At 70.8% G+C, this 24,315-nt stretch carries 20 protein-coding genes; 7 read left to right on the forward strand and 13 right to left on the reverse strand.

The annotated features are described in order from the left end of the window. Positions 1-74: 74 nt before the first annotated feature. Positions 75-629: a hypothetical protein gene (locus tag ACIBVN_RS03365; RefSeq protein WP_397132167.1), complete on the reverse strand. Its 555-nt coding sequence runs from the start codon at positions 627-629 to the stop codon at positions 75-77. Positions 630-1,044: 415 nt separating this feature from the next. Here ACIBVN_RS03365 and ACIBVN_RS03370 point away from each other — a divergent pair, with 415 nt between their 5' ends. Further along, a complete protein-coding gene (locus tag ACIBVN_RS03370; RefSeq protein ID WP_397132169.1) occupies positions 1,045-3,456 on the forward strand; it encodes a PQQ-dependent sugar dehydrogenase in 2,412 nt (803 codons plus the stop codon). Between the two features lie 106 nt (positions 3,457-3,562). Continuing rightward, on the forward strand, positions 3,563-4,732 hold the full coding sequence (locus ACIBVN_RS03375; protein ID WP_397132171.1) for a carbohydrate-binding protein: 1,170 nt from the start codon (positions 3,563-3,565) through the stop codon (positions 4,730-4,732). 123 nt (positions 4,733-4,855) lie between these two features. On the opposite strand, the gene ACIBVN_RS03380 is transcribed toward ACIBVN_RS03375, so the two are convergent. Beyond that, positions 4,856-6,475 (reverse strand): AMP-binding protein, encoded by a 1,620-nt coding sequence (locus ACIBVN_RS03380; protein WP_397132173.1) that lies wholly within the window; start codon positions 6,473-6,475, stop codon positions 4,856-4,858. A gap of 85 nt (positions 6,476-6,560) precedes the next feature. Between ACIBVN_RS03380 and ACIBVN_RS03385 the strand changes: the two genes are divergently transcribed. Continuing rightward, positions 6,561-7,427 carry a LuxR C-terminal-related transcriptional regulator gene (locus tag ACIBVN_RS03385; RefSeq protein ID WP_397132175.1) on the forward strand — a complete coding sequence of 289 codons (867 nt, stop codon included), beginning with the start codon at positions 6,561-6,563 and terminating at the stop codon, positions 7,425-7,427. 27 nt (positions 7,428-7,454) lie between these two features. On the opposite strand, the gene ACIBVN_RS03390 is transcribed toward ACIBVN_RS03385, so the two are convergent. Together ACIBVN_RS03390 and ACIBVN_RS03395 are read right to left on the reverse strand one after the other, a co-directional pair. Beyond that, complete coding sequence (locus tag ACIBVN_RS03390) at positions 7,455-8,717, reverse strand: ABC transporter substrate-binding protein (RefSeq protein ID WP_397132177.1); 1,263 nt, start codon at positions 8,715-8,717, stop codon at positions 7,455-7,457. A 44-nt stretch (positions 8,718-8,761) separates the two neighbouring features. Continuing rightward, positions 8,762-9,643, reverse strand: coding sequence for an AraC family transcriptional regulator (locus ACIBVN_RS03395; protein WP_397132179.1), 882 nt, complete (start codon positions 9,641-9,643; stop codon positions 8,762-8,764). Positions 9,644-9,737: 94 nt separating this feature from the next. Here ACIBVN_RS03395 and ACIBVN_RS03400 point away from each other — a divergent pair, with 94 nt between their 5' ends. Continuing rightward, positions 9,738-10,520 (forward strand): phytanoyl-CoA dioxygenase family protein, encoded by a 783-nt coding sequence (locus ACIBVN_RS03400; protein ID WP_397132181.1) that lies wholly within the window; start codon positions 9,738-9,740, stop codon positions 10,518-10,520. Between the two features lie 5 nt (positions 10,521-10,525). Here ACIBVN_RS03400 and ACIBVN_RS03405 read toward each other — a convergent pair whose 3' ends face one another. Further along, positions 10,526-12,109: an amidohydrolase gene (locus ACIBVN_RS03405; RefSeq protein WP_397132386.1), complete on the reverse strand. Its 1,584-nt coding sequence runs from the start codon at positions 12,107-12,109 to the stop codon at positions 10,526-10,528. Positions 12,110-12,174: 65 nt separating this feature from the next. Continuing rightward, positions 12,175-13,452, reverse strand: a complete 1,278-nt coding sequence (locus ACIBVN_RS03410; protein WP_397132183.1) for an MFS transporter — start codon at positions 13,450-13,452, stop codon at positions 12,175-12,177. Positions 13,453-13,571: 119 nt separating this feature from the next. On the opposite strand from ACIBVN_RS03410, the gene ACIBVN_RS03415 reads away from it, so the two are divergent. Continuing rightward, on the forward strand, positions 13,572-15,056 hold the full coding sequence (locus tag ACIBVN_RS03415) for a PucR family transcriptional regulator (protein ID WP_397132185.1): 1,485 nt from the start codon (positions 13,572-13,574) through the stop codon (positions 15,054-15,056). Between the two features lie 32 nt (positions 15,057-15,088). Next, positions 15,089-15,706 (forward strand): TetR family transcriptional regulator, encoded by a 618-nt coding sequence (locus ACIBVN_RS03420; protein ID WP_397132187.1) that lies wholly within the window; start codon positions 15,089-15,091, stop codon positions 15,704-15,706. Between the two features lie 79 nt (positions 15,707-15,785). Here the strand turns inward: ACIBVN_RS03420 and ACIBVN_RS03425 are convergent, their stop codons facing one another. Genes ACIBVN_RS03425 through ACIBVN_RS03440 form a run of 4 tightly spaced genes read right to left on the reverse strand, consistent with a single transcriptional unit; the run spans position 15,786 to position 21,403 of the window. Continuing rightward, positions 15,786-18,356, reverse strand: coding sequence for a family 78 glycoside hydrolase catalytic domain (locus tag ACIBVN_RS03425; RefSeq protein WP_397132189.1), 2,571 nt, complete (start codon positions 18,354-18,356; stop codon positions 15,786-15,788). Between the two features lie 7 nt (positions 18,357-18,363). After that, positions 18,364-19,191 (reverse strand): carbohydrate ABC transporter permease, encoded by an 828-nt coding sequence (locus ACIBVN_RS03430; RefSeq protein WP_397132191.1) that lies wholly within the window; start codon positions 19,189-19,191, stop codon positions 18,364-18,366. Next, entirely contained in the window at positions 19,188-20,075 is an 888-nt protein-coding gene (locus tag ACIBVN_RS03435; protein ID WP_397132193.1) for a carbohydrate ABC transporter permease, read from the reverse strand. The genes ACIBVN_RS03430 and ACIBVN_RS03435 overlap by 4 nt, the downstream gene beginning before the upstream one ends. Positions 20,076-20,101: 26 nt before the next feature. Further along, the gene (locus ACIBVN_RS03440; protein ID WP_397132195.1) at positions 20,102-21,403 is read right to left on the reverse strand and encodes an ABC transporter substrate-binding protein; all 1,302 of its coding nucleotides are present in this window, start codon (positions 21,401-21,403) and stop codon (positions 20,102-20,104) included. Positions 21,404-21,635: 232 nt separating this feature from the next. Here ACIBVN_RS03440 and ACIBVN_RS03445 point away from each other — a divergent pair, with 232 nt between their 5' ends. Continuing rightward, positions 21,636-22,676: a LacI family DNA-binding transcriptional regulator gene (locus ACIBVN_RS03445; RefSeq protein ID WP_397132197.1), complete on the forward strand. Its 1,041-nt coding sequence runs from the start codon at positions 21,636-21,638 to the stop codon at positions 22,674-22,676. Here ACIBVN_RS03445 and ACIBVN_RS03450 read toward each other — a convergent pair. Genes ACIBVN_RS03450 through ACIBVN_RS03460 form a run of 3 tightly spaced genes read right to left on the reverse strand, consistent with a single transcriptional unit; the run spans position 22,673 to position 24,309 of the window. Then, a complete protein-coding gene (locus ACIBVN_RS03450; protein WP_397132199.1) occupies positions 22,673-23,032 on the reverse strand; it encodes a hypothetical protein in 360 nt (119 codons plus the stop codon). The two genes, ACIBVN_RS03445 and ACIBVN_RS03450, sit on opposite strands and share 4 nt — an antisense overlap. Positions 23,033-23,041: 9 nt before the next feature. Then, positions 23,042-23,947 (reverse strand): hypothetical protein, encoded by a 906-nt coding sequence (locus tag ACIBVN_RS03455; RefSeq protein ID WP_397132201.1) that lies wholly within the window; start codon positions 23,945-23,947, stop codon positions 23,042-23,044. After that, entirely contained in the window at positions 23,944-24,309 is a 366-nt protein-coding gene (locus ACIBVN_RS03460) for a YbaB/EbfC family nucleoid-associated protein (RefSeq protein WP_397132203.1), read from the reverse strand. The genes ACIBVN_RS03455 and ACIBVN_RS03460 overlap by 4 nt, the downstream gene beginning before the upstream one ends. Between the last annotated feature and the right edge of the window lie 6 nt (positions 24,310-24,315).

The raw sequence follows: 24,315 nt of genomic DNA on the forward strand, positions 1-24,315 counted from the left end.
CGTCATGGTCGTGGCGCGGCTCATTGCCCGCGAAAGGGCGCGCCGGGTCTCGGCGCGCCCTCGTCGGCTCAGTCTCAGCCTGCCTGGGTGAACTGGTTGAACAGCGGGCCGTCCAGCTTCCAGCCCGGCTCGTTCGCCAGGATCTTCTGGGTGTGCGACTCGATGGCGAGGCGCCACTTGTTGTCGTTCGACAGGCGGAAGATCTTCACGGTCTGGCCGGGAACGCCGGCGGCGGGCGCGTACCCGAGGATGCCATCGTAGCGGAACTTGCCCGAGGTCACGAGCGCCTCGCGCTCGGCGATGGAGCCGGTGACGAGGTAGGAGGCCTTGTTCGCCCAGCGCAGCCGGTAGATCGGCCTGCCGCCGGCGAAGGGCGCGCGCGAGATGTAGTACAGCGGGGTCTGGGTCACAGTCCAGCCGTGCTTGGTGATCGCGTTCTGCTTCTCCGCCTCGTTGCTGGCGTAGAAGAACCCGCCGTCCTTCGTCACCAGCTCGTAGACCTTCACCCGCTGCTCGGCGACGCTCTGGGCGGACGCCTTCGCCGTGGTGGCGGACGCCTGCGTGGCGATGCCGAAGGACAAAGTGGCGCCGAGCGCCACCGCGAGCCCCAGGCCGACGGGACGGGTCATGCGGCCGAACGATATTGCCATGAAAGCTCTTTCCTCCGAATGGGCGGCAATGCTCGGCCAAGCTAACAGTGCGCTGCGTAACCGCCTGGTCCATTTCGAGTAACCTCTAAATATCAGGATTCGCCCAGACTCCACGGCGCACTGCGAGATCGTTCTCGGCCCCGAAGAGGCCGGCCGCCGCCGTGGTCGTGCGTAGACGTCCCATGTATCACTCCGGGTTTGACGAGCTGAGGCATGCAATCCGATCTAGCCCCTAGTTCATGGTCACTTTCATCCGATGTGTAAGGAGAGGAGAGTTAGGAAAGTTTCCTAAAATATGGAACGTTCCAAGGCTTGACGCCTCGTGGTGGTTTGTGACAAACGTTTGGAAAGCTCCCTCCTTACACAAGGCATCACTCTCAGCCAGGAGCGCCCGATGAACTTCAGCAAGTCCCGGGCCAGCGTCATCGCCTGCTTACTCGCCCTGGGAATGACAGCCGTCCCAGCCGACGCGGCGCCCACCCGGTACGAAGCCGAGAACGCGACGATCTCCCAGGGGGTCGTCGAGCCCAACCACGCCGGCTACTCCGGCACCGGCTTCGTCAACGGGGACAACGTCGCCGGCTCGTACACCGAATGGACCATCAACGCGCCCAGCGCGGGCACCGCCACGCTGGCCTTCCGCTACGCCAACGGCACGGGCGCCGACCGGCCCAGCGACATCGCGGTCAACGGCACGACCGTCGCCGCCGCCCGGTCCTTCCCCGCCACCGGCGCCTGGACCACCTGGACCACGGTCACGCTGACCGCCCAGCTCACCGCGGGCGCGAACAAGGTCAGGGCCACCGCCACGAGCGCGGGCGGCAATCCGAACTGGGACTACCTCGACGCCGAGGTCCAGTCGTCGAGCTTCACCGACTACCAGGCGGAGACCGCCACGATCGCGCAGGGGGTGGTCGAGTCCAACCACGCAGGCTTCACCGGCTCAGGCTTCGTCAACTATGACAACGTCAGCGGCTCGTACGTGGAGTTCGCGGTCAGCGCGGCCAGTGCCGGCAACCAGAGCCTGACCTTCCGCTTCGCCAACGGCACCACCACCGACCGGCCGATGACCATCACCGTCAACGGCACCGCCGTCGCCACCGCGCGGTCCTTCCCCGGCACCGGCGCCTGGACCACCTGGCAGGAGATCAGCGTGGACGCGCCGCTCAACGCGGGCGGCAACACAGTCAGGGCCGCGGCCACCACCGCCAACGGCGGGCCCAACCTCGACCGGCTGCGGGTGAGCGGCCCGGGAGACACCGAGAAGCCGACCTCGCCGGGCCAGCCGACCTGCTCCGACATCACGCACAACGCCCTGACCCTGGGCTGGCCGCCGTCCACCGACAACATCGGCGTCGTCGGCTACGACATCTACCACCAGGGCCAGCAGATCGCGACCGCGCCCGCGCCGCCGTACCGGCTGACCGGGCTCAACCCGAACTTCTCCTACCAGCTGTCGGTCTTCGCCCGCGACGCCTCCGGCAACGTGTCGCTGAGCAGCCCAGAGGCGAACTGCCAGACGCTGCCCGCGCCCGCCGACGACCCGCCGTCGCAGCCGGGACAGCCCGCCGTCAGCGGCGTGCAGGCCACCTCGGCGACCGTGACCTGGGGCGCCTCCACCGACGACAACGGCGTGCGGGCTTACCTGGTGCGCGACAACGCCACCAACGCCGTGCTGGCCACGATCACCGGGACCCCGCCCGCCACCACGGCCGGCGTGCCGCTCGAGTGTGCGCGCACGTACCAGGTGCACGTCGTCGCGCGTGACACGGCCAACCAGCTCTCGACGCCGAGCGCGCCGTCCGCGTCGTTCACCACGGGCAGCTGCGGCACCGTGCCGCAGACGCCGACCAGCGTCGCCGGCGGCTGGGACGTGCCGTGGGACATCTCCTGGGCGCCCGACGGCTCGTACGCGCTGGTGACCGAGCGTGACACGTTCAAGGTGTTCAAGGTGACCCCGTCGGGCACCAAGACGCAGGTCGGCACCGTGCCCAACGCGCAGACCACCGGCGGCGAGGGCGGCCTGATGGGCCTGGACTTCTCGCCCACCTGGAACGGCACGTCCGACCAGGAGGTGTTCTTCATGCACACCGCCTCCGAGGGCAACCGGGTCGCGAAGATGAACTTCAACGGCACCGCGCTCAGCGGGTACGCCAGCATCCTGCAGGGCATCGACAAGAACCGGTACCACAACGGCGGGCGCATCAGGTTCGGCCCCGACGGCTACCTGTACGTCGCCACCGGGGACGCGCAGTCGTCGGGCAACGCGCCCGACCTCGACTCGCTCAACGGCAAGATCCTGCGCATCACCAGGACCGGCGCCGCCGCGCCCGGCAACCCGTTCGGCACCCGCGTCTACAGCTACGGCCACCGCAACCCGCAGGGCCTGGCCTGGGACTCGGCCGGCCGGCTGTGGTCGTCGGAGCTGGGCAACTCCTCGCGGGACGAGCTCAACCTCATCCAGCCGGGCAAGAACTACGGCTGGCCCACCTGCGAGGGCAACTGCAGCACCTCCGGCATGACGAACCCGAAGTACACCTGGAGCGTCTCCGAGGCCTCGCCGAGCGGCATCGCCATCGTGAACAACACGGTGTTCATGGCGGCGCTGCGCGGCCAGCGGCTGTGGCGCATCGTGCTGAACGGCGAGAACGTCTCGACCGTCAACTCGTACTTCAACGGTACGTACGGCAGGCTCCGCGCGGTCGAGAAGGTGCCCGGCGCCGGCGCCGTCTGGTTCGGCTCCACCAACTCCGACAACAACGGCGACGGCTCGGCCGACACGATCCGGCGCTCGAACATCCAGTAATCACCGTGCAGGCGGGCGCCGTGCTGCCGCCGGCGCCCGCCACGGCCAGAGCGACCGCGACCGCTGCCGACGGCGGCCCCGATCTCGACCACCTGGAGGACCAGCCATGAACGTCACCCGTCGCCAGCTGGGCGCCCTGGTCGGCGCCGCGCTCCTCGCCCCCGCCGTGCCCGCCAGGTCCGCCTCGGCGGCGGCGCCGGCCTGGAAGCTCATGTGGGCGCCCGATCCGGCCGCCGTGGGGCTGCGCGCGTTCGAGACGCTCGAGGACGACCGCGCCGACTCGCACCCGGCGGGCCAGCCCCACATTTACGTCGAGGGCGACGCCTTCCGCTTCAACATGCACACCGTCGACCGCGACACGTCGACGGACCGGCAGCGCCAGGAGGTGACCGGCACCCGCAACCCGGACGGCTACCTGCGCTGGCTGGCCGGGGAGACGTGGCGCGTCACGTACTCGATGTACATCCCCAGCTCGCTCAAGGCGACCACGACCTTCACCCACATCAGCCAGACCAAGATGCCGGGCACCGGCACCAGCCCGATCACCGTCACGTCGTTGCGCCGCGTGAACGGCGTGCAGACCATCGAGCACAAGATCTTCGAGTCCGACACCCTGGTGGGCCGCACCGAGCTCGAGCCGCTGCACGACAAATGGATCGACGCCGAGTACGAGATCAAGATCGGCGACGGCAGCTCGGGCTCGGTGCGGTGGGTGCTGCGCAGCGGCGGCGTCACGCTCGTGGACGCCACCAGGACCGGCGACACCTTCCTCGGCGACCGGGTCCGCCCCAAGTGGGGCATCTACCGCTCGCTCGGCGACACCTCGGGCTCGCTGCTGAACTGCTATCTGCTGCTCAGGAACATGCGGGCCTACAAGCAGGTGCAGGCCGTCGCCACCCGCCTGGAGGCGGAGAGCGCCACGATCTCGCAGGGCGTCGTCGAGTCCAACCACGCCGGGTTCTCCGGCGCCGGCTTCGTCAACACCGACAACGTGGCGGGCGCCTACGTGGAGTGGCGGCACGAGGCCGCCGCGGCCGGCCCCGCCACGCTCACGGTCCGCTACGCCAACGGCACGGGCGCGGACCGCCCCGTGGACCTGGCCGTCAACGGCCGGGTGGTGGCCTCCGGCGTGTCCTTCCCGAGCACGGGCGCCTGGACCTCATGGACCTCCCGGAGCGCGGTCGCCGACCTCGCCGCCGGCGCCAACACCATCCGCCTCACCGCCACCACGGCGGGCGGGTGCCCCAACCTCGACTACCTGGAGGTGCTCCAATGACGATCTCCCGTCGCCGGGACCGGAGCCGCTCGCCCGCGCCGCCGTCAGGATCGTGGCGGGCACCGCGGGCTGGACCGCGCGCGGACCCTCATGAGCCGAAGCGCGTAGCAGGCGCCGCGGACCTCATGAGCGGCCCAGCATGCCGGCGGCGCGCTCGCGCATCTCCACCTTGCGGATCTTGCCCGTGACGGTCATCGGGAACGCGTCCACCACGTGGACGTACCGGGGGATCTTGTAGTGGGCGAGCCGGCCCGCGCAGAACTCCCTGACCCGCTCGGCCGTCAGCGGCTCGGCGCCCGGCCGCATGACGATCCAGGCCATGAGCTCCTCCCCGTACTTCTCGTCGGGCACCCCGATCACCTGGACGTCGCTGATGTCCGGGTGGCCGTACAGGAACTCCTCGATCTCGCGCGGGTAGATGTTCTCGCCGCCGCGGATGACCATGTCCTTGATGCGGCCCACGATGTTGACGTAGCCGTCGGCGTCCATGGTGGCCAGGTCGCCGGTGTGCATCCAGCGGGCGGCGTCGATGGCCTCGGCGGTGGCGTCCGGCTGGCCCCAGTAGCCGAGCATGACCGAGTAGCCGCGGGTGCACAGCTCGCCCGGCTCGCCACGGGGGACGGTCAGCCGGGTCTCCGGGTCGACGACCTTGACCTCGATCTGCGGCATGGCCCGGCCGACGGTCTCGGTGCGGCGGGCCAGGCCGTCGTCCCTGCGGGTCATCGTGGACACCGGCGAGGTCTCGGTCATGCCGTAGCAGATGGCGACCTCGGCCATGTTCATCTCGCTGACGACGCGCTTCATGACCTCGACGGGGCAAGGGGAGCCCGCCATGATGCCCGTTCTGAGGGTCGAAAGGTCGAAATTTCCGGACTCGGCGGACAGCGCGGCGAGCTCGGCGATGAACATCGTCGGCACCCCGTACAGAGAAGTGCACCGCTCCTCCTGCACGGCGCGCAGCGTCGCCTCCGGGTCGAACCCCGGCGACGGCAGCACGACGCACGAACCGTGCGAGGTCGCGCCGAGGTTGCCCATGACCATCCCGAAGCAGTGATAGAGCGGCACCGGCAGGCACACCCGGTCGGCCTCCGTGTAGCCGAGCAGCTCGCCCACGAAGTAACCGTTGTTGAGGATGTTGTGGTGGGACAGCGTGGCGCCCTTGGGGAAGCCGGTGGTGCCCGACGTGTACTGGATGTTGATCGGGTCGTCGAACGCCAGCAGCGCCGCCCGTTCCCGCAACGCGGCCGGGTCGCCGCGCCTGCCGTTGTCGACCAGTTCGTCCCACCCGGCCGAACCGATGAAGACGGCGTCCTCGAACCCGATCTCGCCGATCATCGCCCGGTAGTCGCTGGTCTTGTGCGCGACCGCGCTGATCAGCAGCCGCATGCCGGACTGCTGCACGACGTAGGCCAGCTCGTGGGCCCGGTACGCGGGGTTGACGTTGACCAGGATCGCGCCGATCTTGGCGGTGGCGTACTGGACGAGCACCCACTCCGCGCAGTTGGGCGCCCAGATGCCCACCCGGTCGCCCTTGGCGATGCCGCGGGCCAGCAGGCCGAGCGCCACCTCGTTCACGGCGGCGTCCAGCTCCGCGTAGGTCCAGCGGCGCCCGGCCGCCACGTCCACCAGCGCCTCGCGCTCGCCGAACCGCGCCACGGCGCGCTCGAAGTTCTCCCCGATCGTCTCGCCCAGCAGGGGGACCTCGGACACGCCCGAGGCGTACGAGAGCAGTGCGTCAGCCATGCCCGGAGCATTCCCCGATTTCCGGCTCCCCGCCACCCCCGTTCGGGGGTGGCTCCCGGCGGCGGGCCTGGTTCATGCTGGTGCCATGGCCGCACTGCACGCGCCCGCCGACCGTGAACGCGAGACGTTCCAGACCGCCGTGGGCAGGCTGCGGCGGGCCACCGGGCTGCCCGTCGCGTTCGGCGGCGTGGTGGGAGGCCGCTCCCAAGGTGTCACGCTGACGGAGTTCAGCGGCACCTTGACCGGCGCGCTGCGCGGCCTCGTCGTCGGCGCGGGCAACGGGCTCGGCGGCCGGGTGATCACCACGGCCAGGCCCGGCGCCGTCGACGACTACACCGCCGACCCGCGCATCAGCCACGAGTACGACAAACCCGTCAACCTCGAGGGGCTGCGGGCCATCGCTGCCGTGCCGGTCACCGTGGACGGCACGGTGTCGGGCGTCCTGTACGGCGGGATCCGCGAGCCGCTGTCGATCAGCGACCGCGTGATGGACGCCATGATCCAGGTCGCCCAGCGGGTGGGCTTCGAGATGACCGTACGGCGCGAGGTGGAGCGCCGGCTGGCCGAGATGGAGACGGCGGCGATCACCCGCGCCGCCCGCGAGTCGCCCACCGCCGGCGAGTGGGGGGCGGTCCGCCAGGCACACGCCGACCTCAGGGCCATCACGCAGGACGTCGCCGACGCCGCGATCCGGTCCCGGCTCCAGGACGTCTGCGACCGGCTGGCCGGCTCGAACGGCCGGGCCCCGGACCAGGCGAGCCCGTTGTCGCCGCGCGAGCTCGACGTCCTCGCCCTCGTCGCCGTGGGCTGCGGCAACGCGGAGATCGCGGTCCGGCTCGGGATCCGGCCGGAGACGGTCAAGAGCTACCTGCGCAACGCCATGCGCAAGCTGGGCACCCACACCCGCATGGAGACCGTCGTCGCGGCCCGCCGCCGCGGCTTCCTGCCCTGACCGGCCGGCCCCGCGCCGGTGGTCGGCTCAGTTCCCCTGCGGGTGGGTGCTCCAGTATTCGTCGGCCGCGGCCTGGATGTCCGTGAGGACCTTCTGGTACGTGTCCGGCTTGACGACGAAGGCGCCGAACCCGTCGAGCGCGGCGGTGAGCACCGGCGGCGGCGTGGCCTCGAAGTAGCGGTTGACCAGCCGGTACTCCCCGCTCCCCGCCGCCTTGCTGACCTCGGCGATGGCCTGGTCGGCGATGGCCACCTTCGGGTTGGCCGAGACGTCTCCCCTGGTGGTGGCCCACTTCTCCTGCGCGGCGGAGCCGACCCACCACTTGAGGTACTTCGTGCTGGCGTCGAGGTCGGGCGCCTTGGCCAGCGAGCAGAGCGGGCCGCTCTCGAAGATCATCGAGGTCTTGGCCAGAGCCGGGTTGACGTTCGGGATGACGAAGAAGCCGTAGTCGGTGCCCGCCTTCAGGTCGCGCTGCGTCATGCTCGTGTTGAACCACGTGCCGAACGACACCATCGCCGCCTTGCCGGTCTTGAGCACGTCACCCGGGTCGGTCTTGTCGCCCGGGTTGTTGAAGTAACCGGCGTCGATCATCGACTTCCACCGCTTCATGACCTCGACCACGCCGGGATCGGTGTATTTCGCCTGGCCGGTCGAGAGGCGGTCGTAGAGGTCGGGGTCGGTGCCGGCGAGCAGCTGCTCGAACCAGACGAAGGAGAACAGCACCGACGTGTGGTAGAACGCGGTCACGCCGTTCTTCTTCAGCGTGTCGGCGACCTTGATCAGCTCGTCCCACGTGGCCGGGGGCTTGAGCCGGTGCTTGTCGAAGATCGACTTGTTGTAGAACATGCCCCAGTACGCCGCGTTCAGCGGCACGCAGTACTGCTTGCCGCCCACCGTGTAGTACTTGGCCAGGTCCGCCGAGAGGTCGCCGTTCTTGATCGCCTCCTGCCAGATCGGGGTCGTCTCCGCCACCTGCTTCTGGGCGACGATCTCCGCCAGCCTGCCGCCCGTCGTCCAGGTGAACAGGTCGGGCTTCACGTCCGTCCGGAAGGACGCCTTGATGAACGCCTGGTACGTCGGCTCGTCGGTGTAGCCCACCGGCTTCATCGACAGGCCGATCTGCTGCTTGGACAGGCTGCCCATCTCCTCGAAGTACTTGCTCCAGGCGCCCTTGTCGTTGTAGAGCTTCAGCTCTGTCTTGGCGGCGGCCTGCTTCGGCGTGGATCCGCCGGAGGAGCAGGCGGCGAGGGCGAGGCAGACGGCGGCGGCGATACCAAGTGACCGGATCATGCCCGGCCTCCTCTTCGATCTTGGAGGGGGGATAGGTCATCTAATCACTTGATATCTTGGGTGTCCATAGGCACGACCGCCCTCCGCGTAACCTCCCGGTAACGTCGGGGCGCCATGCCGTACCTCTCCTGGAAAAGCCTGCCGAAGTAGGACTGGCCGGAGAAGCCGCAGCGCTGGGCGATGCGGCCGATGCCCTCCGTCGTCGTGGACAGCAGCAGGGCGGCGTGCTCCAGCCGGCGCCCGGCCACGAACGCGATCGGCGTGCACCCGTAGTGCCTGCGCATCGAGCGGGCCAGGTGTCCCGGGCTGACCGCGGCCATCGCCAGCAGTCTGGGCAGGCCCTCGCGCAGGTTCTCCTCCCGGCTCATCGCGGCGCAGGCCGACACCAGCCAGCCGGGCCGCGGGTCCACGGCCGTGCCGTCGGCGCCCTCCAGCAGGGGGACGACCGCCGTCCACAGCCCGACCAGGTCGAGGACGCGGGGCACGCCGGAGTAGGCGCCCAGCACGCGGCCGAACTCCGCCGCCACCGGCCCGTCGAGATCGGCGCGCGCCGACAGCGGGAGCTCCCGGCGGTCCCAGTCCGCCGGGCCCGCCAGCCCGGCCAGGTCGGCGAAGGCACGCCAGCGCTCGCTCGGGAAGGCGATGTTGACGAAGCTCATGCCGTCGTTCGAGGCGAACTCGTGGCGGTCATGGGGGCGGACCAGGACCACATCGCCCGCGCACAGCGGCAGTTCCCCTTCGCCGACCCCCCACCCACCTCCCCGGACCACTTGCATTCCCGCGCCCGCGGTCACGAAGACGAGCTCGTGGAAGTCGGCGTGACTGTGCGGCTCTGGCCGGTCCCTGCGGCTGCCGGTCACGGGCACGAGGGCCGCGTGGTACGGCAGGCCGGCCGCGAACTCGACCCAGCGAAGGACGGTCGGCATGTCAGGAAATTAATACTTATGGAGCGGCGAGTACTAGTAACTCGCGGCCCCAAGACCGAAGAATCCGATCGACGCCCACCCTTCCAAGGAGCACATGGTGATCACGGAAGTCGACCGGACCCTCCAGGACTACGACCGCGACGGCTACACGATCTTCCGCGACGTCCTCGACCGGGACCTGATCGGCGAGGCGAGCGACCACGTCGCCTGGCTCCAGGCCAAGCACCCCGACCGGCTCGGCGAGGACCTGGCCACCGAGCTGGTCGCCGGCGACCCCTTCTGGGTGCGGCTGGTCAGCGACGCCCGGCTGCTCGACATCGCCGAGCTCTTCGTCGGCCCCGACATAGCGCTGTTCGCCTCGCACTACATCAGCAAGCCGCCCTTCTCCGGCAAGCCGGTCCTGTGGCATCAGGACGGCGCGTACTGGCCGCTGGAGCCGATGCGCGTCGTCACGCTCTGGCTGGCCGTGGACGAGGCCACGCCGGAGAACGGCTGCATGCGCGTGATCCCCGGCTCGCACAAGCAGGACCTGCACGAGCTGCGGCAGCGCGACGACATCGACAACGTGCTCGGCTCGGAGAGCGCGGTGAGCGTGGACGAGTCGCAGGCGGTGGACCTCGTCCTCGCGCCCGGCGACGTGGAGGTCCACCACCCCAACATCCTGCACGCCTCCAACGCCAACACCTCGCCGCGCCGCCGCTGCGGCCTGACCATCCGCTACATCCCGACCTCGACCCGGATCACGAGCGAGCAGCAGCCGTTCGTCTCCGCGCTGCTCCTGCGCGGGCAGCCGGGTGTGAACGTGTACCAGCGGTTCCCGGCGTACGTGGAGGGCCAGCACATGCCGTTCGCGGGCGCCGCGAAGTGGGCTGAGTAAGGGGCCTACTCGACCGGCACGGGCGCGCGGTACGCGATGTGCCCGTCGAGCATGGTGAGCCAGGCGTCAACGCCGGACAGGGCGTCGGCGGGCAGGTTCTGGACGTCCGCGTCCAGCACCACCACGTCGCCCAGTTTGCCCGGCGTGAGCGAGCCGATCCGGTCCTCCATGCGCAGCGCGTACGCCGCGTCGATGGTGTGCGCGCGCAGCGCCTCCTCCAGGGTGATCGCCTGCTCGGCGCCGATCGGCCCGTCCTCTCTGGTCCGGCGGCGCACCGCGTTGGACACCGTCTCCATGGGCCGCAGCGAGGAGACGAACGAGTCGCTGGACAGGACCGGGCGCAGCCCCGCGTCCAGTTCCTCGCGCAGCGGCTGCAGGCGGTGCGCCCGCCGCTCGCCGAGCCGGCGCACGAAGTCGGTGCCGCTGTCGTACAGGAAGTTGGGCTGGTTGACCGGGATCACGCCGAGTGCGGCGAACTCCCTGATTTGGGCGGGCGTGGGATGGCCGCAGTGCTCGATCCTGGGCCTGGCGTCGTCGCCCGACACCGCCACCGCCGCCTTGATCGCTTCGAGGGAGTAGCCCATCGCCCGGTCGCCCTGGGTGTGGATGCCGATCTGCCAGCCCGCGGTCGCGGCCCGCCGTACGAGGTCCACGAGCTGCTCCGGCTGGTGGTAGAGCGAGCCCGTGAAGCCTTCGCCGTACGGCTCCTCGAACATCGCGGTGCCGCCCAGCAGCGTGCCGTCGCAGTAGAACTTCATCGCCCCGAACCGCAGCCGGTCGTCGCCGAACGGGCCCGCCAGGCCGATCGAGGCCAGCTCGTCCAGCATGTGCGACAGCGGCATGACCGCGGTGCGCACCGGCAGCGTGCCCGCCTCCCAGGCGGACCGGTAGACCAGCAGCTCGCGCCGCGACACCTGCGGGTCGCACACGGTGGTCACCCCGGCCCGCAGGTACGTCTCGCCGGCCAACTCCAGCCACGACCTCAGCTGCTCGAGGGGCAGGTCGACGTGGAAGTTGGGGCCGTGGCAGCCGATGTCCACGGCCACGGGCAGGATCAGCTCCATGGCCGAGTCCAGCACCATGCCGGTCAGCCGCCCGCCCTCGTCCCGCACGAACGCGCCGCCCGCCGGATCGGCAACGTCGTCGCCGATGCCGCGCCAGGACAGCGCGGCCGAGTTGACCACCGCCTGGTGCCCGGAGACGTGGTAGACGATCACCGGGTGCTCGGTGGTGGCCTCGTCGAGCTGCCGCCGGGTCGGCCGCCCGCCCGGGTACTTGGCGTCGTCCATGCCGTACGCCCTGATCCACTGACCCGCCGGCGTCCGCGCGGCCTCGGCGGCGACGGCGGCGACCAGGTCGGCGGCGCTGCCCACGGCCGGGTAGCGCGCGTCCACCGCCACCAGCGTCTCGGCGGTGGACAGCAGGTGGTTGTGCGGGTCGATGAAGCCGGGCAGCACGCTCCGCCCGCCCGCCTCGACGACCTCGGCTCCCGGACCCGCCGCGGCCAGCACGTCCTGCTCGCGCCCGACGGCCAGGACGCGGCCGTCGCGTACGGCCACGGCCTGCGCGTACGGGGCCGCGGGGTCCATGGTGATGACCTTCCCGCCGGTGATGACGGTGGTGGACAATGCACTTCTCCTAGTTCGGTGGTGATCTATCGGGTGGCCATCGGCGTGGCGGGCACACGGTCGCGGTGGCGGGGCGCCGCGATCAGGCAGACGACGCTGAGCGCGCACATCGCGACGAGCAGGGCCACGGCAGGCCAGGCGGCGCCGCCGTACGCGCCGACGAGGGCGGTGGCGGCCAGCGGCGACAGGCCGCCGAAGATCGCGCCGGCGCCCTGGTAGGCCAGCGAGATCCCGGTGTAGCGGACCTGCGGCGGGAACATCTCGGCCAGGACGGCTGCCATCGGCCCGTACGTGCCCGAGGTCGCCAGCCGCATCAGGCCGAGCATCAGGAAGATCAGGAACGTGCTGTGCGTGCCGAGCACCGCGAACTGCGGCACGGCCAGCACCGCGGTGCTGATCAGGAACCAGATGGCCACCTTGCGCCCGCCGAACTTGTCGCCCATCCAGGCGATGCCCAGCGTGGCGACCAGCTCGACGAACGCGGCGAAGCTCAGGCCGTTCAGGATGAGCTGCTCGGTCTCGCCGACGGCCGGGCCCGTGGCGTACGACAGCAGGAACGTGGTGAGGATGTAGTAGCCGCCGATGGCCACGGGCAGCGTGCCGATGCCGAGCAGCACCGACCGCCACGACGTGCGGAAGACCTCCTTGATCGGCACCCCGTCCTTCTCGGCCTGCTCGAAGACGGGCGACTCCTCGACGCGGAGCCGGATGAACAGCCCCACCAGCACCAGCACGGCCGAGACGACGAACGGCACCCGCCAGCCCCACGAGTGCAGCGTGTCCTGTCCGAACAGGCTCATCAGGCTGAACGCGCCGGTGGCCAGCAGCGCGCCCGCCGGGTTGCCGAGCTGCGCGAAGCCGCCGTAGAACGTCTTCTTGCCCTCGGGCGCGTGCTCGACCGCCATGAGCGCGGCCCCGCCCCACTCGCCGCCGACCGCGAGCCCCTGCACGAAGCGGAGCAGCACCAGCAGCACGGGGGCGAGCGTGCCGATCGACGCGTACGTGGGCAGCAGGCCGACCGCGAACGTCGCGCCGCCCATCATGAGGAGCGTGACCACCAGCGCCGACTTGCGCCCGACCCGGTCGCCGAAGTGGCCGAACACGATGCCGCCGAGCGGCCTGGCGAAGAAGCCGACCGCGTACGTGGCGAAGGACGCCATGAGCGCCACCGTGGGACTGGAGGCGTTGGGGAAGAACAGGTCGTCGAAGAGCAGCGCGGCAGCTGTGGCGTAGACGTAGAAGTCGTACCACTCGATCGTGGTCCCGACGAAGGCGGCGCCGGCCGCCCGGGTGGCGCGATTCATGGATCCTCCGGGTGTCAGGGGGTGCGACGACGATAAGCGCAGGTCAGGCATGCCGGGGCCGGGACGAAATGCACTGCGGGCGATGAATTAGGGTGCACTATGAACATCAGGGCGCTCCCATGGCGCTGACCGTCGCCCAGGCCATGACCCTGCCCGGCATGAGCATGCGGCTGCTGGCCGGGCGCGCCGGGCTGGCGCGCGTGGTGCGGTGGGCGCACGTGTCGGAGCTGGCCGACCCCGTGCCGTGGCTGCGCGGGGGCGAGCTGGTGATGACCATCGGGCTCGGCCTGCCCGCCGACACCGCCGGGCGGCACGCGTACGTCGAGCGGCTGGCGGGTGCGGGCTGCGCCGGGCTGGCCTTCGCGCTCGGCGAGGCGATGACCGCCGTCCCCGAGGAGGTGCTGGCCGCCGCGGACCTCCATGGCCTGCCGGTGCTGGAGATCCTCACGCCGTTCATCGCGGTGACCGAGGCCGTCGCCCGCTGGCACGCCGACGAGCGGGTACGCGGGGAGCGGCGGGTCGTCGCCGCCCAGGAGGCCATGGCGCGGGCCGCGCTGCTGTCGGGCACGTCGGGCATCCTGCGCGCGCTGGCCGAGCACACCGGCGGCGAGTCCATGCTGCTGGACCCGCAGGGCAAGCCCAGGGCGGCGACGCCGGCGGGGGAGCGGCCCTGGCACGCCAGGGCCCTGGAGATGGCGGAGGGCGCGGCCCGGCGCAGCGCCGGCGTCCTGGACGACGGCATCGAGGCCGTCCAGGTGCAGAGTCTCGGCTTCTCGGGGCCGCCGACCGGCTGGCTGGCGGTGTGCACCGCCTCGCCGCTGGAATGGCACGCGCGGATGCTGGCCAACCAGGCCGCCTGCCTGCTGGCCATGGAACTGCTCGGCGTGCGCGCCAGCCGGGCCAAGGCGCACGCCCAGCGGGGCGCGCTGCTGGCCGCCGTGCTCGACGGCAGGCTGTCGCCGGGCCAGCTGGGCGAGCTGTGCCCGGTGGCGGACCCGCCGTACGAGGTGGTCGTTGCGCGGCCCGCGGTGCCGGTCGAGGCGGCGACGGACGCGCTGGAGGAGGTGGCGGCGGACGCCGCGGAGCCGGCCCTCGTGTGCTCCCGGCCAGAGGAGACGGTCTTCGTGCTGCCCGAGGGCGGGCGGCGGTGGGGCGCGGAGCTGTGCGCTCGGCTGGGCGTGCCGGGCGGCGGTTGCCGGGCGCTCGGCCTGGGCGAGCTGCCCTCGGCGGTGCGGCACGCCGCCGCGCTGGCCGCCCGCGGCGACGGCTACGCCCACGTCGACGACCTGGAGACGTCGGCGCTGCTCAGGGACGCGTTCGTGCCTGACGCGGCGCACCGCTTCTCCGCCGCCGTGCTCCGCCCCCTGCGCGAGTACGAGGCCCGGCACGGCGGCGACCTGGTCGACACGGTCAGGGCGTACCTGGAGGCGGGCTCGAACCTGGAGACGGCCGCGCGCCGGCTGGGCGTGCACCGCAACACGCTCCGCCGCCGCCTGGCCGTCGCCGAACGCGTCTCGGGCCGCCCTCTGACCGACCCCGGACACCGGCTCCAGCTCTGGCTGGCCGTCTCCCTCGGCGACCTCGTCCCGCCAGGCCGCTCTTGACGGATGAAATGAACGAACTTTAAATTCCCTCCATGGGCCGCATAGCGGGCGTCACCGCAGCTGAGACGCGCGAACGGTTGCTGCAGGCGGCCGCCGAGGTGTTCGCCGAGCGCGGGTATGACGGCACCCGCGTGGCCGACATCGCCGCGGCGGCCGGCGTCAGCAATGGCGCGCTGTACGCGCACTTCAGCTCCAAGGCCGACCTGCTCGTGTCCGCGTTGAAGGCGCACGGGCGGCGGATGCTGGCCGACCTGTTCGCCTCCGGCCCGGACCGGTCGGTCACGGAGCTGCTCCTTGTCATGGGCCGCTGGCTGCCGCGCCGCGAAGGGGCTCCTGGCGACCTGATCGTGGAGGCGCTGGTGGCGGCCCGCCGTGACCAGGACGTCGCCCGCCCGATGCGGGACTACCTGGGCGAGCGCGCCGACTGGCTCGCCGACCTGGTGCGCGCGGCCCAGAGCGGAAGCGAGCTGGACCCCGCGCTCTCCCCGGACGCACTGGCCCACTTCTGCCTGCTGCTGTCGATGGGCAGCGCGCTCGTCCCGCCGACCCTGCACGCGGTGGACGACGAGGAGTGGTCGGCGCTGCTCACCCGCGTCGTGGCCGCCCTCGCGCCACCGACGACACCGCACACGGCATCCAGCGGCTGCTGATCCCATCCAGGCAGCGCTTCCCCGGCCCGCCGCCGGTCGTCTCGGCGGGCCGGGGAAGCCGGCTCACATCAGGCTCACATCAGGCTCGCATCGGGGTGGTGAAGGTGTGGGTGCCGGAGCCCACCTCCTGCGGGTCCGCGCCGGGCAGGTCCACCTCGGCGACCGTGCCCGGCGGCACGGTCGCGGTGACCGTGAGCGTCGTGCGGCTCCTGGACCAGGCGACCGACGCCGGGCCGTACGGGGTGTCGAGCCGGGCCGAGGCGTGGGTCAGGTTCCCGCCAGGCCGGGGCGCGATGCGCAGGCGGCGGTAGCCGGGGGCGGCCGGGGCGAGGCCGGCCACGGTGCGGTGCAGCCAGTCGGCCACCGCCCCCAGCGCGTAGTGGTTGAAGGAGGTCATCTCGCCGGGGTTGACCGAGCCGTCGGGCAGCAGGCTGTCCCACCGCTCCCAGATGGTGGTGGCGCCCATCGTCACCGGGTACAGCCAGGACGGGCAGTTGCGCTGGAGCAGCAGCGCGTACGCCGTGTCGTACGCGCCGACGGAGCAGAGCGCGTCGCAGATGAGCGGGGTGCCGACGAAACCGGTGCCGATGCGGTGGTCGTCCCAGGCGACCAGCTCGGCCAGGCGCCGCCCGGCCCGCTCCCGCTGCGCCGGCCCGTCCAGCAGGTCGAACGTCAGAGCCAGGGCGTAGGCGGTCTGGGTGTCGCAGGCCAGCCGTCCCGACGGCGTGACGAACTCGCGGCGGAACGCCTCGCGCACCGCCCCCGCCAGCGCGGCGTAGTGCTCGGCGTCGGAGGAGCGCCCCAGCAGGGCCGCCGTCTCGGCCAGGATCCCGGCGGTCCAGGCGTGGTAGGCGGTGGCGACGAGCGCGTGGTCGGTACGGGCCTTGCCCGGGTTGTCCGGCGGCGCGGCCGGGTCCAGCCAGTCGCCGAACTGGAAGCCCTCGTCCCACAGATGGTCGTCACCGGTCAGCCCGGCCACCTGGTCCACCCACGCCTTCATGCTCGGGTACTGCTGCCCGAGCAGGCCGAGGTCGCCGAAGCGCTGGTAGAGCGTCCACGGCACGAGCACCGCGGCATCGCCCCAGGCCGCGGCGGGAGCGGTGCCGAACACCAGCTCCACCCACGGCACGTAGTGCGGCACGGTGCCCTGCTCGGCCTGGTCGGCGGCGAGGTCGGCCAGCCAGGACGACAGCGGGCCCGCGCAGTCGTACAGGAAGGCGGCGGCCGGGGCGAAGACCTGGATGTCGCCGGTCCAGCCGAGCCGCTCGTCGCGCTGGGGGCAGTCGGTGGGCAGGTCGACGTAGTTGCCGCGCATGCTCCACCGGACGTTGTCGTGCAGGCGGTTCAGTGCCGGGTCGGAGCAGCGGAAGTCGCCGGTGGGCCGCATGTCGGTGTGGCAGACCACGGCCTGGACGTCGGCCGGGTCCAGCTCGCCCGGCCAGCCGTCGACCTGGGCGTAGCGGAAGCCGTGCACGGTGAAGCTCGGCTCCCACTCCTCGGGCGCGTCGTCGCCGCGCAGCGTGTACTGGTCGAGCGCGGCCGCGTGGCGCAGCGGCCGGAGGGCGAGGGCACCGTTGTCCAGGACCTCGGCGTGGCGGAGCGTGACGGTGTGCCCGGCCGGGCCCTGGACGCGGATGCGCAGGCGGCCGGCGATGTTCTGGCCGAAGTCGAGGATCGTCTCCCCATCCGGCCCGGCCAGTACCTTGACCGGGGCGAGCGTCTCCACCCGGCGGACCGGCGGGCCCGTCGGCGCGACGAGCAGGGCCGGGTCGTGCGGCAGCGCGTCGGCGGGCAGCCAGCCCGCGTCGTCGAAGCCGGGCTTCGACCAGCCGGACGGCAGCAGCCGGGCGTCGTACTTCTCGCCGTCGTACAGGCCGGCCGCGGTGACGGGGCCGCTCGCGCAGCGCCAGCTCCCGTCCGTGACGACCACGTCGGTCGTGCCGTCCTCGTAGGCGATCTCGAGCTGGGCGACGAGCGCGGTACGGTCGCCGTAGACGGCGTCCTTACCGCCCGCGAAGCCGATACGTCCCCGGTACCAGCCGTCGGCGAGGGTGGCGCCGATCGTGTTGGCGCCCTCGGCCAGGAGCTCGGTGACGTCGTGCGTGCGGTAGCGCAGGCGGTGGCCGTAGCTGGTCCAGCCGGGGGCCAGCACGTCGTCGCCCACGACCCGGCCGTTGATCTCCGTCTCGTGGATGCCGTGGGCGGTGACGTACAGACGGGCCCGCTGGATCGGGCCGCGGATGGTGAAGTCGCGGCGCAGCAGCAGGGCGGGGCCGTCGGGCACGCCCAGCAGCTCCAGCGGTGGCCCGGCCGCGCCCGCCCGCCAGTCGGCCTGGTCCAGCAGGCCGGCCTCCGCCCACGACCAGGGGCTCCAGTCGCTGGTCGAGCCGTCGCGGCCGTGCACGCGCACCCGCGCGCCGCGTTGTTCACGCGAGCTCAGCTCCGGGCCCGGCCAGGGCACGAGCACCGAATCGCCCGACTCGACGAGGCCGGTTGTGGTGCCGTCGCTGAGCTCGATCTCATACGCCTGCTGCTCCCAGCCGGGGATGCCGGTGGTGACGGTCCAGGACAGGCGCGGAGCGCTTTCGCCGATGCCGAGGGGGTCGCGGTGGTGTTCGAAGGCGGGCGCTTCGACATGCACGAGGGTCACGGGTCTCCTAGCCCTTGATGGCGCCGGCGGTCATCCCGGCGACGATCTTGCGGTTGAAGAAGATGAACAGCAGCAGCGGTGGGATCGTGATGAGCACGATGTCCATGAACAGCAGGTTCCACTGGGTGTTGTACTGGCTCTGGAAGTTGTAGAGGGTGACCTGGACGGTGGCGTTCTCGTCGCCGGGGGTGAAGTAGAGCGGGTTGACGAAGTCGTTGAAGACGGCCACCGAGCTGGTCAGGATCACGGTGATGGTGACCGGCCGCAGGAGCGGGAAGATCACCCGGAAGAACAGCGAGAGGCCGGTGCAGCCGTCGATCTGGGCGGCCTCGTCCAGCTCGCGCGGGATGGCCGCGATGAAGGCGCGGAACAGCAGCACCGCGTACGACAATCCGAACGCCACTTCCACCAGGATCAGCCCGGGGAGGGTCTTGAACAGGCCGAGGGCCTGCAGCAGCCAGATGGTGGGCACGATCGCGGGCGGGATGATCAGCCCGGACAGCACCAGGAAGTTGGCCACCGAGCCGAGCCGGCCCGCGCGGCGCTGCAGCACGAACGCGGCCATCGCGGCGAAGACGACGATCAGTGCCACCGACGCCACGGTCAGGACCGTGCTGTTGACGTACGCGCGCAGCAGCACGAAGTCGCGTGCCTCGATCACCTCGGTGAGGTTCTGGACGACGGGCCAGTTGGCCGGCCAGGCGAAGTCGAGGTCGGTGGCCTGGGTCTGGTCCTTGACCGCGGTGAGCAGCATGAGGGCGAACGGGACGAGGAAGATCACGGCGGCCACGGCCAGGGCGATGGCCTCGGCGCCGAGCCTGCGCAGGGCGGTCATGCGGCCACCTGCCTTTTGCCGAGGAAGTAGTTGAGCGGGACGACGACGGCGGTGACGACGAGGAACAGCAGCACGTTGCCCGCGGTGGACAGGCCGAAGAAGCCGGCCTGGTACTGCTTGTAGATGATCGAGGCGATGGTGTCGCTGGTGAAGCCGGGTCCGCCGCGGGTCATCGTCCAGATGAGGTCGAAGGAGCGCAGGCCGCCGATGAACGACAGGATGATCACTGAGTAGGTGGCGGGCCAGCTCAGCGGGAGCGTGACGTGGCGGAAGCGGTGCCAGACGCCGCCGCCGTCCACCGCGACGGCCTGGTAATAGTCGCGGGGGATGGACAGGATGCCGGCGATGTAGATGACGGTGGCGATGCCGACGCCTTTCCAGACGTCGACCAGCGCGACCGAGAGCAGGGCCGTGTTCGCGTCCCCGAGCCAGTCGGGGCCGTCGATGCCGACCAGGGCCAGGGCCTTGTTGACCAGTCCTGTGTCGGGCCGCAGCAGCGCGCTGAAGGTGATGCCGACCGCGACCGTGGAGACCAGGACGGGGAAGAACACCACCGAGCGCAGGAAGCCGCGCAGCCGCAGCTTCGAGGTGAGCAGCACCCCGAGCAGCAGCCCGAGCACCACCTTCAGGCCGCTGGTGACGACCGCGTAGATGACGGTGTTGGCGAAGCCGATGCGCAGGTTCTGCTCGGCCAGGAAGTCGCGGAAGTTGTCCAGGCCGACGAACTCGCTGTCGAACAGCGTCCAGCGGGTCAGCGCGAAGTAGAACGCCATCACCGTCGGCACCAGGAAGATGACGAGGTAGACGACGGCGGCCGGCAGGTAGAGCGCGTACGGGTAGGCGGACTTGCGCCTGGCCGGGCGGGTGAGCTCCTGCTCGGGCATGACGTGAGGTCTGGCCGCCTGCTTGGTCACCACCCCGCGAGCCCCAACTGCTTGGCCTGCTTCTCCACGTCCTTGTCGTACTGGGCGGCGCCCTCGGCGGGCGGCGTCAGCCCGGAGCCGACCGCGACGGTGATCTGCTCCAGCGACGGACCCTTGACGGGGGAGACGAACTCCAGCGCCGGCGCCGTCGCGCCCTTGTCGATGTACGCCTGCAGGTCCTTGGCGGCCTGGATGGCGTTGTCGGGCAGTTTGGCGCCGGTGATCCGGTACGGGCCGGACGGCTGCACGACCTTGCTCACCGCATCGGCCGCCGCCGGCGAGGCGACGAAGGCCAGGAACTTCTTGGCCGCCTCGAGGTTCTTGGTGGTCTTGGGGATGTAGACGCCGCCCGGCTCCCAGAGCGTCGCGCCGTTCTTGGCCGGGTCGGTGCCCGGGATCCCGAAGAAGCCGACGTCAGTGGCGGCCTGCGGCATCGAGGCCACCAGCGGCGGCAACTGGGCGCTGAGCATCGGATAGTGTGCGCCCTTGCCCTCCACCAGCATTTTCATGCCCTGGTCGGCGGTGGCCGAGCCGAAGCCCTCGTTGAGGTAGCCGCCGGCCTTCACATCGGCCAGGTGCTGGAACCCGGCCGCCGCGGCCGGGGTGGTGGCGAACTTGGCCTTGCCCGCGGTGTAGTCGGCGGCGAAGTTCGGCACGGCGGCCTGGACGTTGTAGAAGTCGCCCAGCACGAACAGCTGCGAGGTCCAGGTGTCCTTGAACGTCGAGATCACCGGCGTGATCCCGGCCGCCTTGATCTTCGCGTTGTTGGCCATGAACTCGTCCCAGGTCTTGGGCACCTGCAGGCCGAGCTTCTCGTAGACCTTGCGGTTGTAGAGGATGCCGCCGCCCAGGGCGGTGCCGAAGGGCACACCGAACGCACGGCCGCCCTGGGTCACCACCGGCAGGAAGTCCTTGTGAACGTTCTGCAGCACCGGGTCGCCGGTGAGGTCGACCAGGGTCTGGGACGGGTTGAGCGCCTGGAGCAGCGACCCGGAGTTGTACAGGAACACATCCGACATGTCGCCTGTCGAGAGCTTGGTCTTGACGATGTTGTCGCCCTCGCTGCCCGCCGGCCGCGTCTCGGTCTCGATCTTGATCTTGGGGTTGGCCTGCATGAACGCGTCCGTCATCGCCTTGGCCGAGTCGACGGCTCCCTGTCCGTTGTCGATGAGGAACTTCAGGGTGACCGTGCCGTCGGCAGCCGGCTCGGAGCCCGAGCCGCAGGAGGTCAGGGCAGTCATCGTGAGAACGGCCAGGGCCGCTCCGAGCATGCGGTGAGAGGTCTTCACAACGCCCCTCCGGGTCCGTTGAATCGTTTTAACGCCCCCCGTTTCGAGTTAACGTAAGCGTTACTTGGTGGGGCGTCAAGGCTCGATTTGAGGAACGGTCCCCAATCGTGACCCACGTGGAGCCCCCGCCTGACGATTGTTCGGAGGTATGCCATGGGTATCGTTACCCATCGCGGCCGCAGGCTTGAGCTCGTACAATCAGGTCCGCGTCTAGACGAATGAGGTGCGGCGGATGGTCACGCGCGACGGGCGGCGGCGGGTGACGATCAGTGATGTGGCCAGCCACGCCCAGGTCTCCACGACCGCGGTGTCGAAGGTTCTGCGCAACGCCTACGGCGTCAGCGAGGCGATGCGCGCCAAGGTGCAGGCGGCCATCGACGAGCTCGGCTACCGCCCGCACGCCGCCGCCCGGGCGATGCGGGGGCGCACGTTCACCATCGGCGTGGTGCTGCCGCACATCAGAAACCCGTTCTTCGCCGACATTCTCGACGGTCTCAACGAGCAGATCGCGGGCGCCGGCTACCAGGCCATCATCGTCCAGGGCGGCAGCATGGACCCCGACTCCGAGGGCCGCGCGATCAACGCCCTGGTGGACCGGCAGGTGGACGGCATCCTCATCGTCGCCCCGGTCCTCGCCAGGGCCCGGCTCGAGGAGATGGCCAGGAGCACGCCCACCGTCGTGCTCGGCCGCCACGACCGCTCGGCGGTCTACGACTCCGTGCTCGACGACGACGAGGTGGGCGCCGAGCTCGCCGTCGAGCACCTGATCTCGCTCGGCCACCGCCGCATCGCGCACATCTCGCAGAAGGACAGCGGCCCGGCCCGGTCCGTCATGTGGCTGCACACCATCAGGGCCAGGACGTACGAACGGGTGATGACCGAGCACGGCCTGGCCGAGCACGTCGCCGTCGTCGCCACCTCCTACACCGAGGAGGGCGGCTACCAGGCGACGCGCGAGCTGCTGGCCCGCGAGCCCCGCCCCACCGCCGTCTTCGCCGGATCCGACCAGGCCGCCTTCGGCGCGCTCGCGGCCATCCACGAGGCCGGGCTGGCCGTGCCCGGCGACGTCTCAGTGGCCGGCTACGACAACGCCCGCGTGACCGCGCTCGCGCACATCTCGCTGACGAGCGTGGACCAGGACGGGGCGATCATGGGCAGGACGGCCGGGCGGCTGCTGCTCGAGCGCATCATCGAGGGGCGCACGTCCGCGGTCCGCTTCTCCGTGACCCCCACCCTGGTCACCCGCCGCTCCACCGCCCCGCCGCGCGGTTAGTCCGCTCCCCAGATCGGCCGGTCGGGATCGGGAGGGGGCAGCTTGGACAGCATGACGGACACCAGGACCCAGTCGGTGACGCTGACGTTGTCCTTCATGAAACGCAAACGCCTGGCGATCTCCTCGTGGGCGTACAGGAGCACGTCCATGCCCTCCATGACCTGGCCGGTGACCGCCTCGTACCCGGAACCGCCGCCCTCGCCCTTGTAGAAGGCCACCCCCTCCTTGGTGCCGCCCCAGAAGTCCCCGATGGCCTCCAGTTCCTTGCCCGCCTCCTCGATGAACCTGCCGAGCTCGCTCTTCTCGAGTTCGAACGATTCCACCGCAGAGCGGAACACCGGCTCATGGATGTCCATGTCGTCCTCTCAGCGCGCGGGTTTGTGTGCCATGGTCAAATACAGCAGTATTCTGCCGAGGGTCTGCTTCCAGGTGGGAACGAGGTCCCCGCCCTCCTCGCCGTTCATGGCGTCGTACGAGGGGCCGTAGCCGATCGACCCGCCGGCCATCCGGCCGATGAAGTACTGGACGTCCTTGTTGCTGCTCATCGCCCTGGCCACCGGCATGGCGGCGTCGAACGCGCCGTAGAAGGCCACAGAGGCGGCGAACTCCTTCACCGCCTGTATCGCGTTCTCCTTGAACGTGCCCGGGTCGTCGCCCCGCCACTTCTTGACGCCGGCCACCACCGACACGTCTCCGACGGCGAAGGAGAGGCTGCCGAGCGAGTACTCCGTCAGCTTGCTCAGCACGATCTTGGCGATGGCGTGCTCCAGCAGCTTCGACAGCATGCTCGCCTGGGCCCGCCGCATGAGGATCTCGGTGATCTTGTACGCCGCCGTGGCCTGCCACGGGAAGGTGGTGAGGAACATGAAGCTGGCGAAGTTCGCCCAGGCGAGCGTCCAGTACGCGTGCCGCGCCGTCTCGACCACCTCGGCGAACTCCGCACAGGCCACGCTGTTCTGGCGGCAGCGCCGGGCCAGCTTGGCGGCGTATCCGTGGTCCGGGTCCTGGGGGTAGAGCCCGGCGGTGACGGCCGACTTGTACTCTTCCACCCCGCCGCCGTGGTTGTTCCGCCACACCGACGCGGCGGCCGGGAACGTCCTGTCCGGGCTCTGCTCGATGCGCTCCGCCAAGCGGGCCCAGACCGCGCTGGCCTGGCGGGCCTTGGCCGGGTCGCCCTCCGGGTATTCGACGGCGAGCATCTTGAACACGAAGACCGCGAGGCTGAAGCTGCCGAAGCCGTAGAGGCTGGCGCGGCCGGTACTGATCCTCAACGCCCGCGAGCCTCGCGGCCGTCGTCCTCGTCGAAGAGCGTGCCGGCGATGAACGGGCCCAGCACGTCATCCGCCCCCCGCTCGGCGTCGCGCGCCGCCGCGGCGGCGGCCTCGAGGATCGCCGCGGCCAGCTCGGTGGAGCCGAGCCGCATGGCGCGCGGATCGATGGTGAGCCCGGCGAGCGCTCCGGTCTGCGTCACCTCGGCCACCACACGTCCCTCTGCGGCCTCGCCCCGGCCTCTGACCGCTCCGATCTCCTCGCTCAGCCGCTCCAGCGCCGCCACATCCTGCCGGTAGCCTTCAAGCAGGCGGCTGAGCTCCGGGTCGCCGGCGGCGTTGAAAGGATCGCCCGGTGGTGTCATTCCGGT

Origin of the sequence: Nonomuraea sp. NPDC049400 (assembly GCF_044466425.1) — a bacterium.
GTDB lineage: Bacteria > Actinomycetota > Actinomycetes > Streptosporangiales > Streptosporangiaceae > Nonomuraea.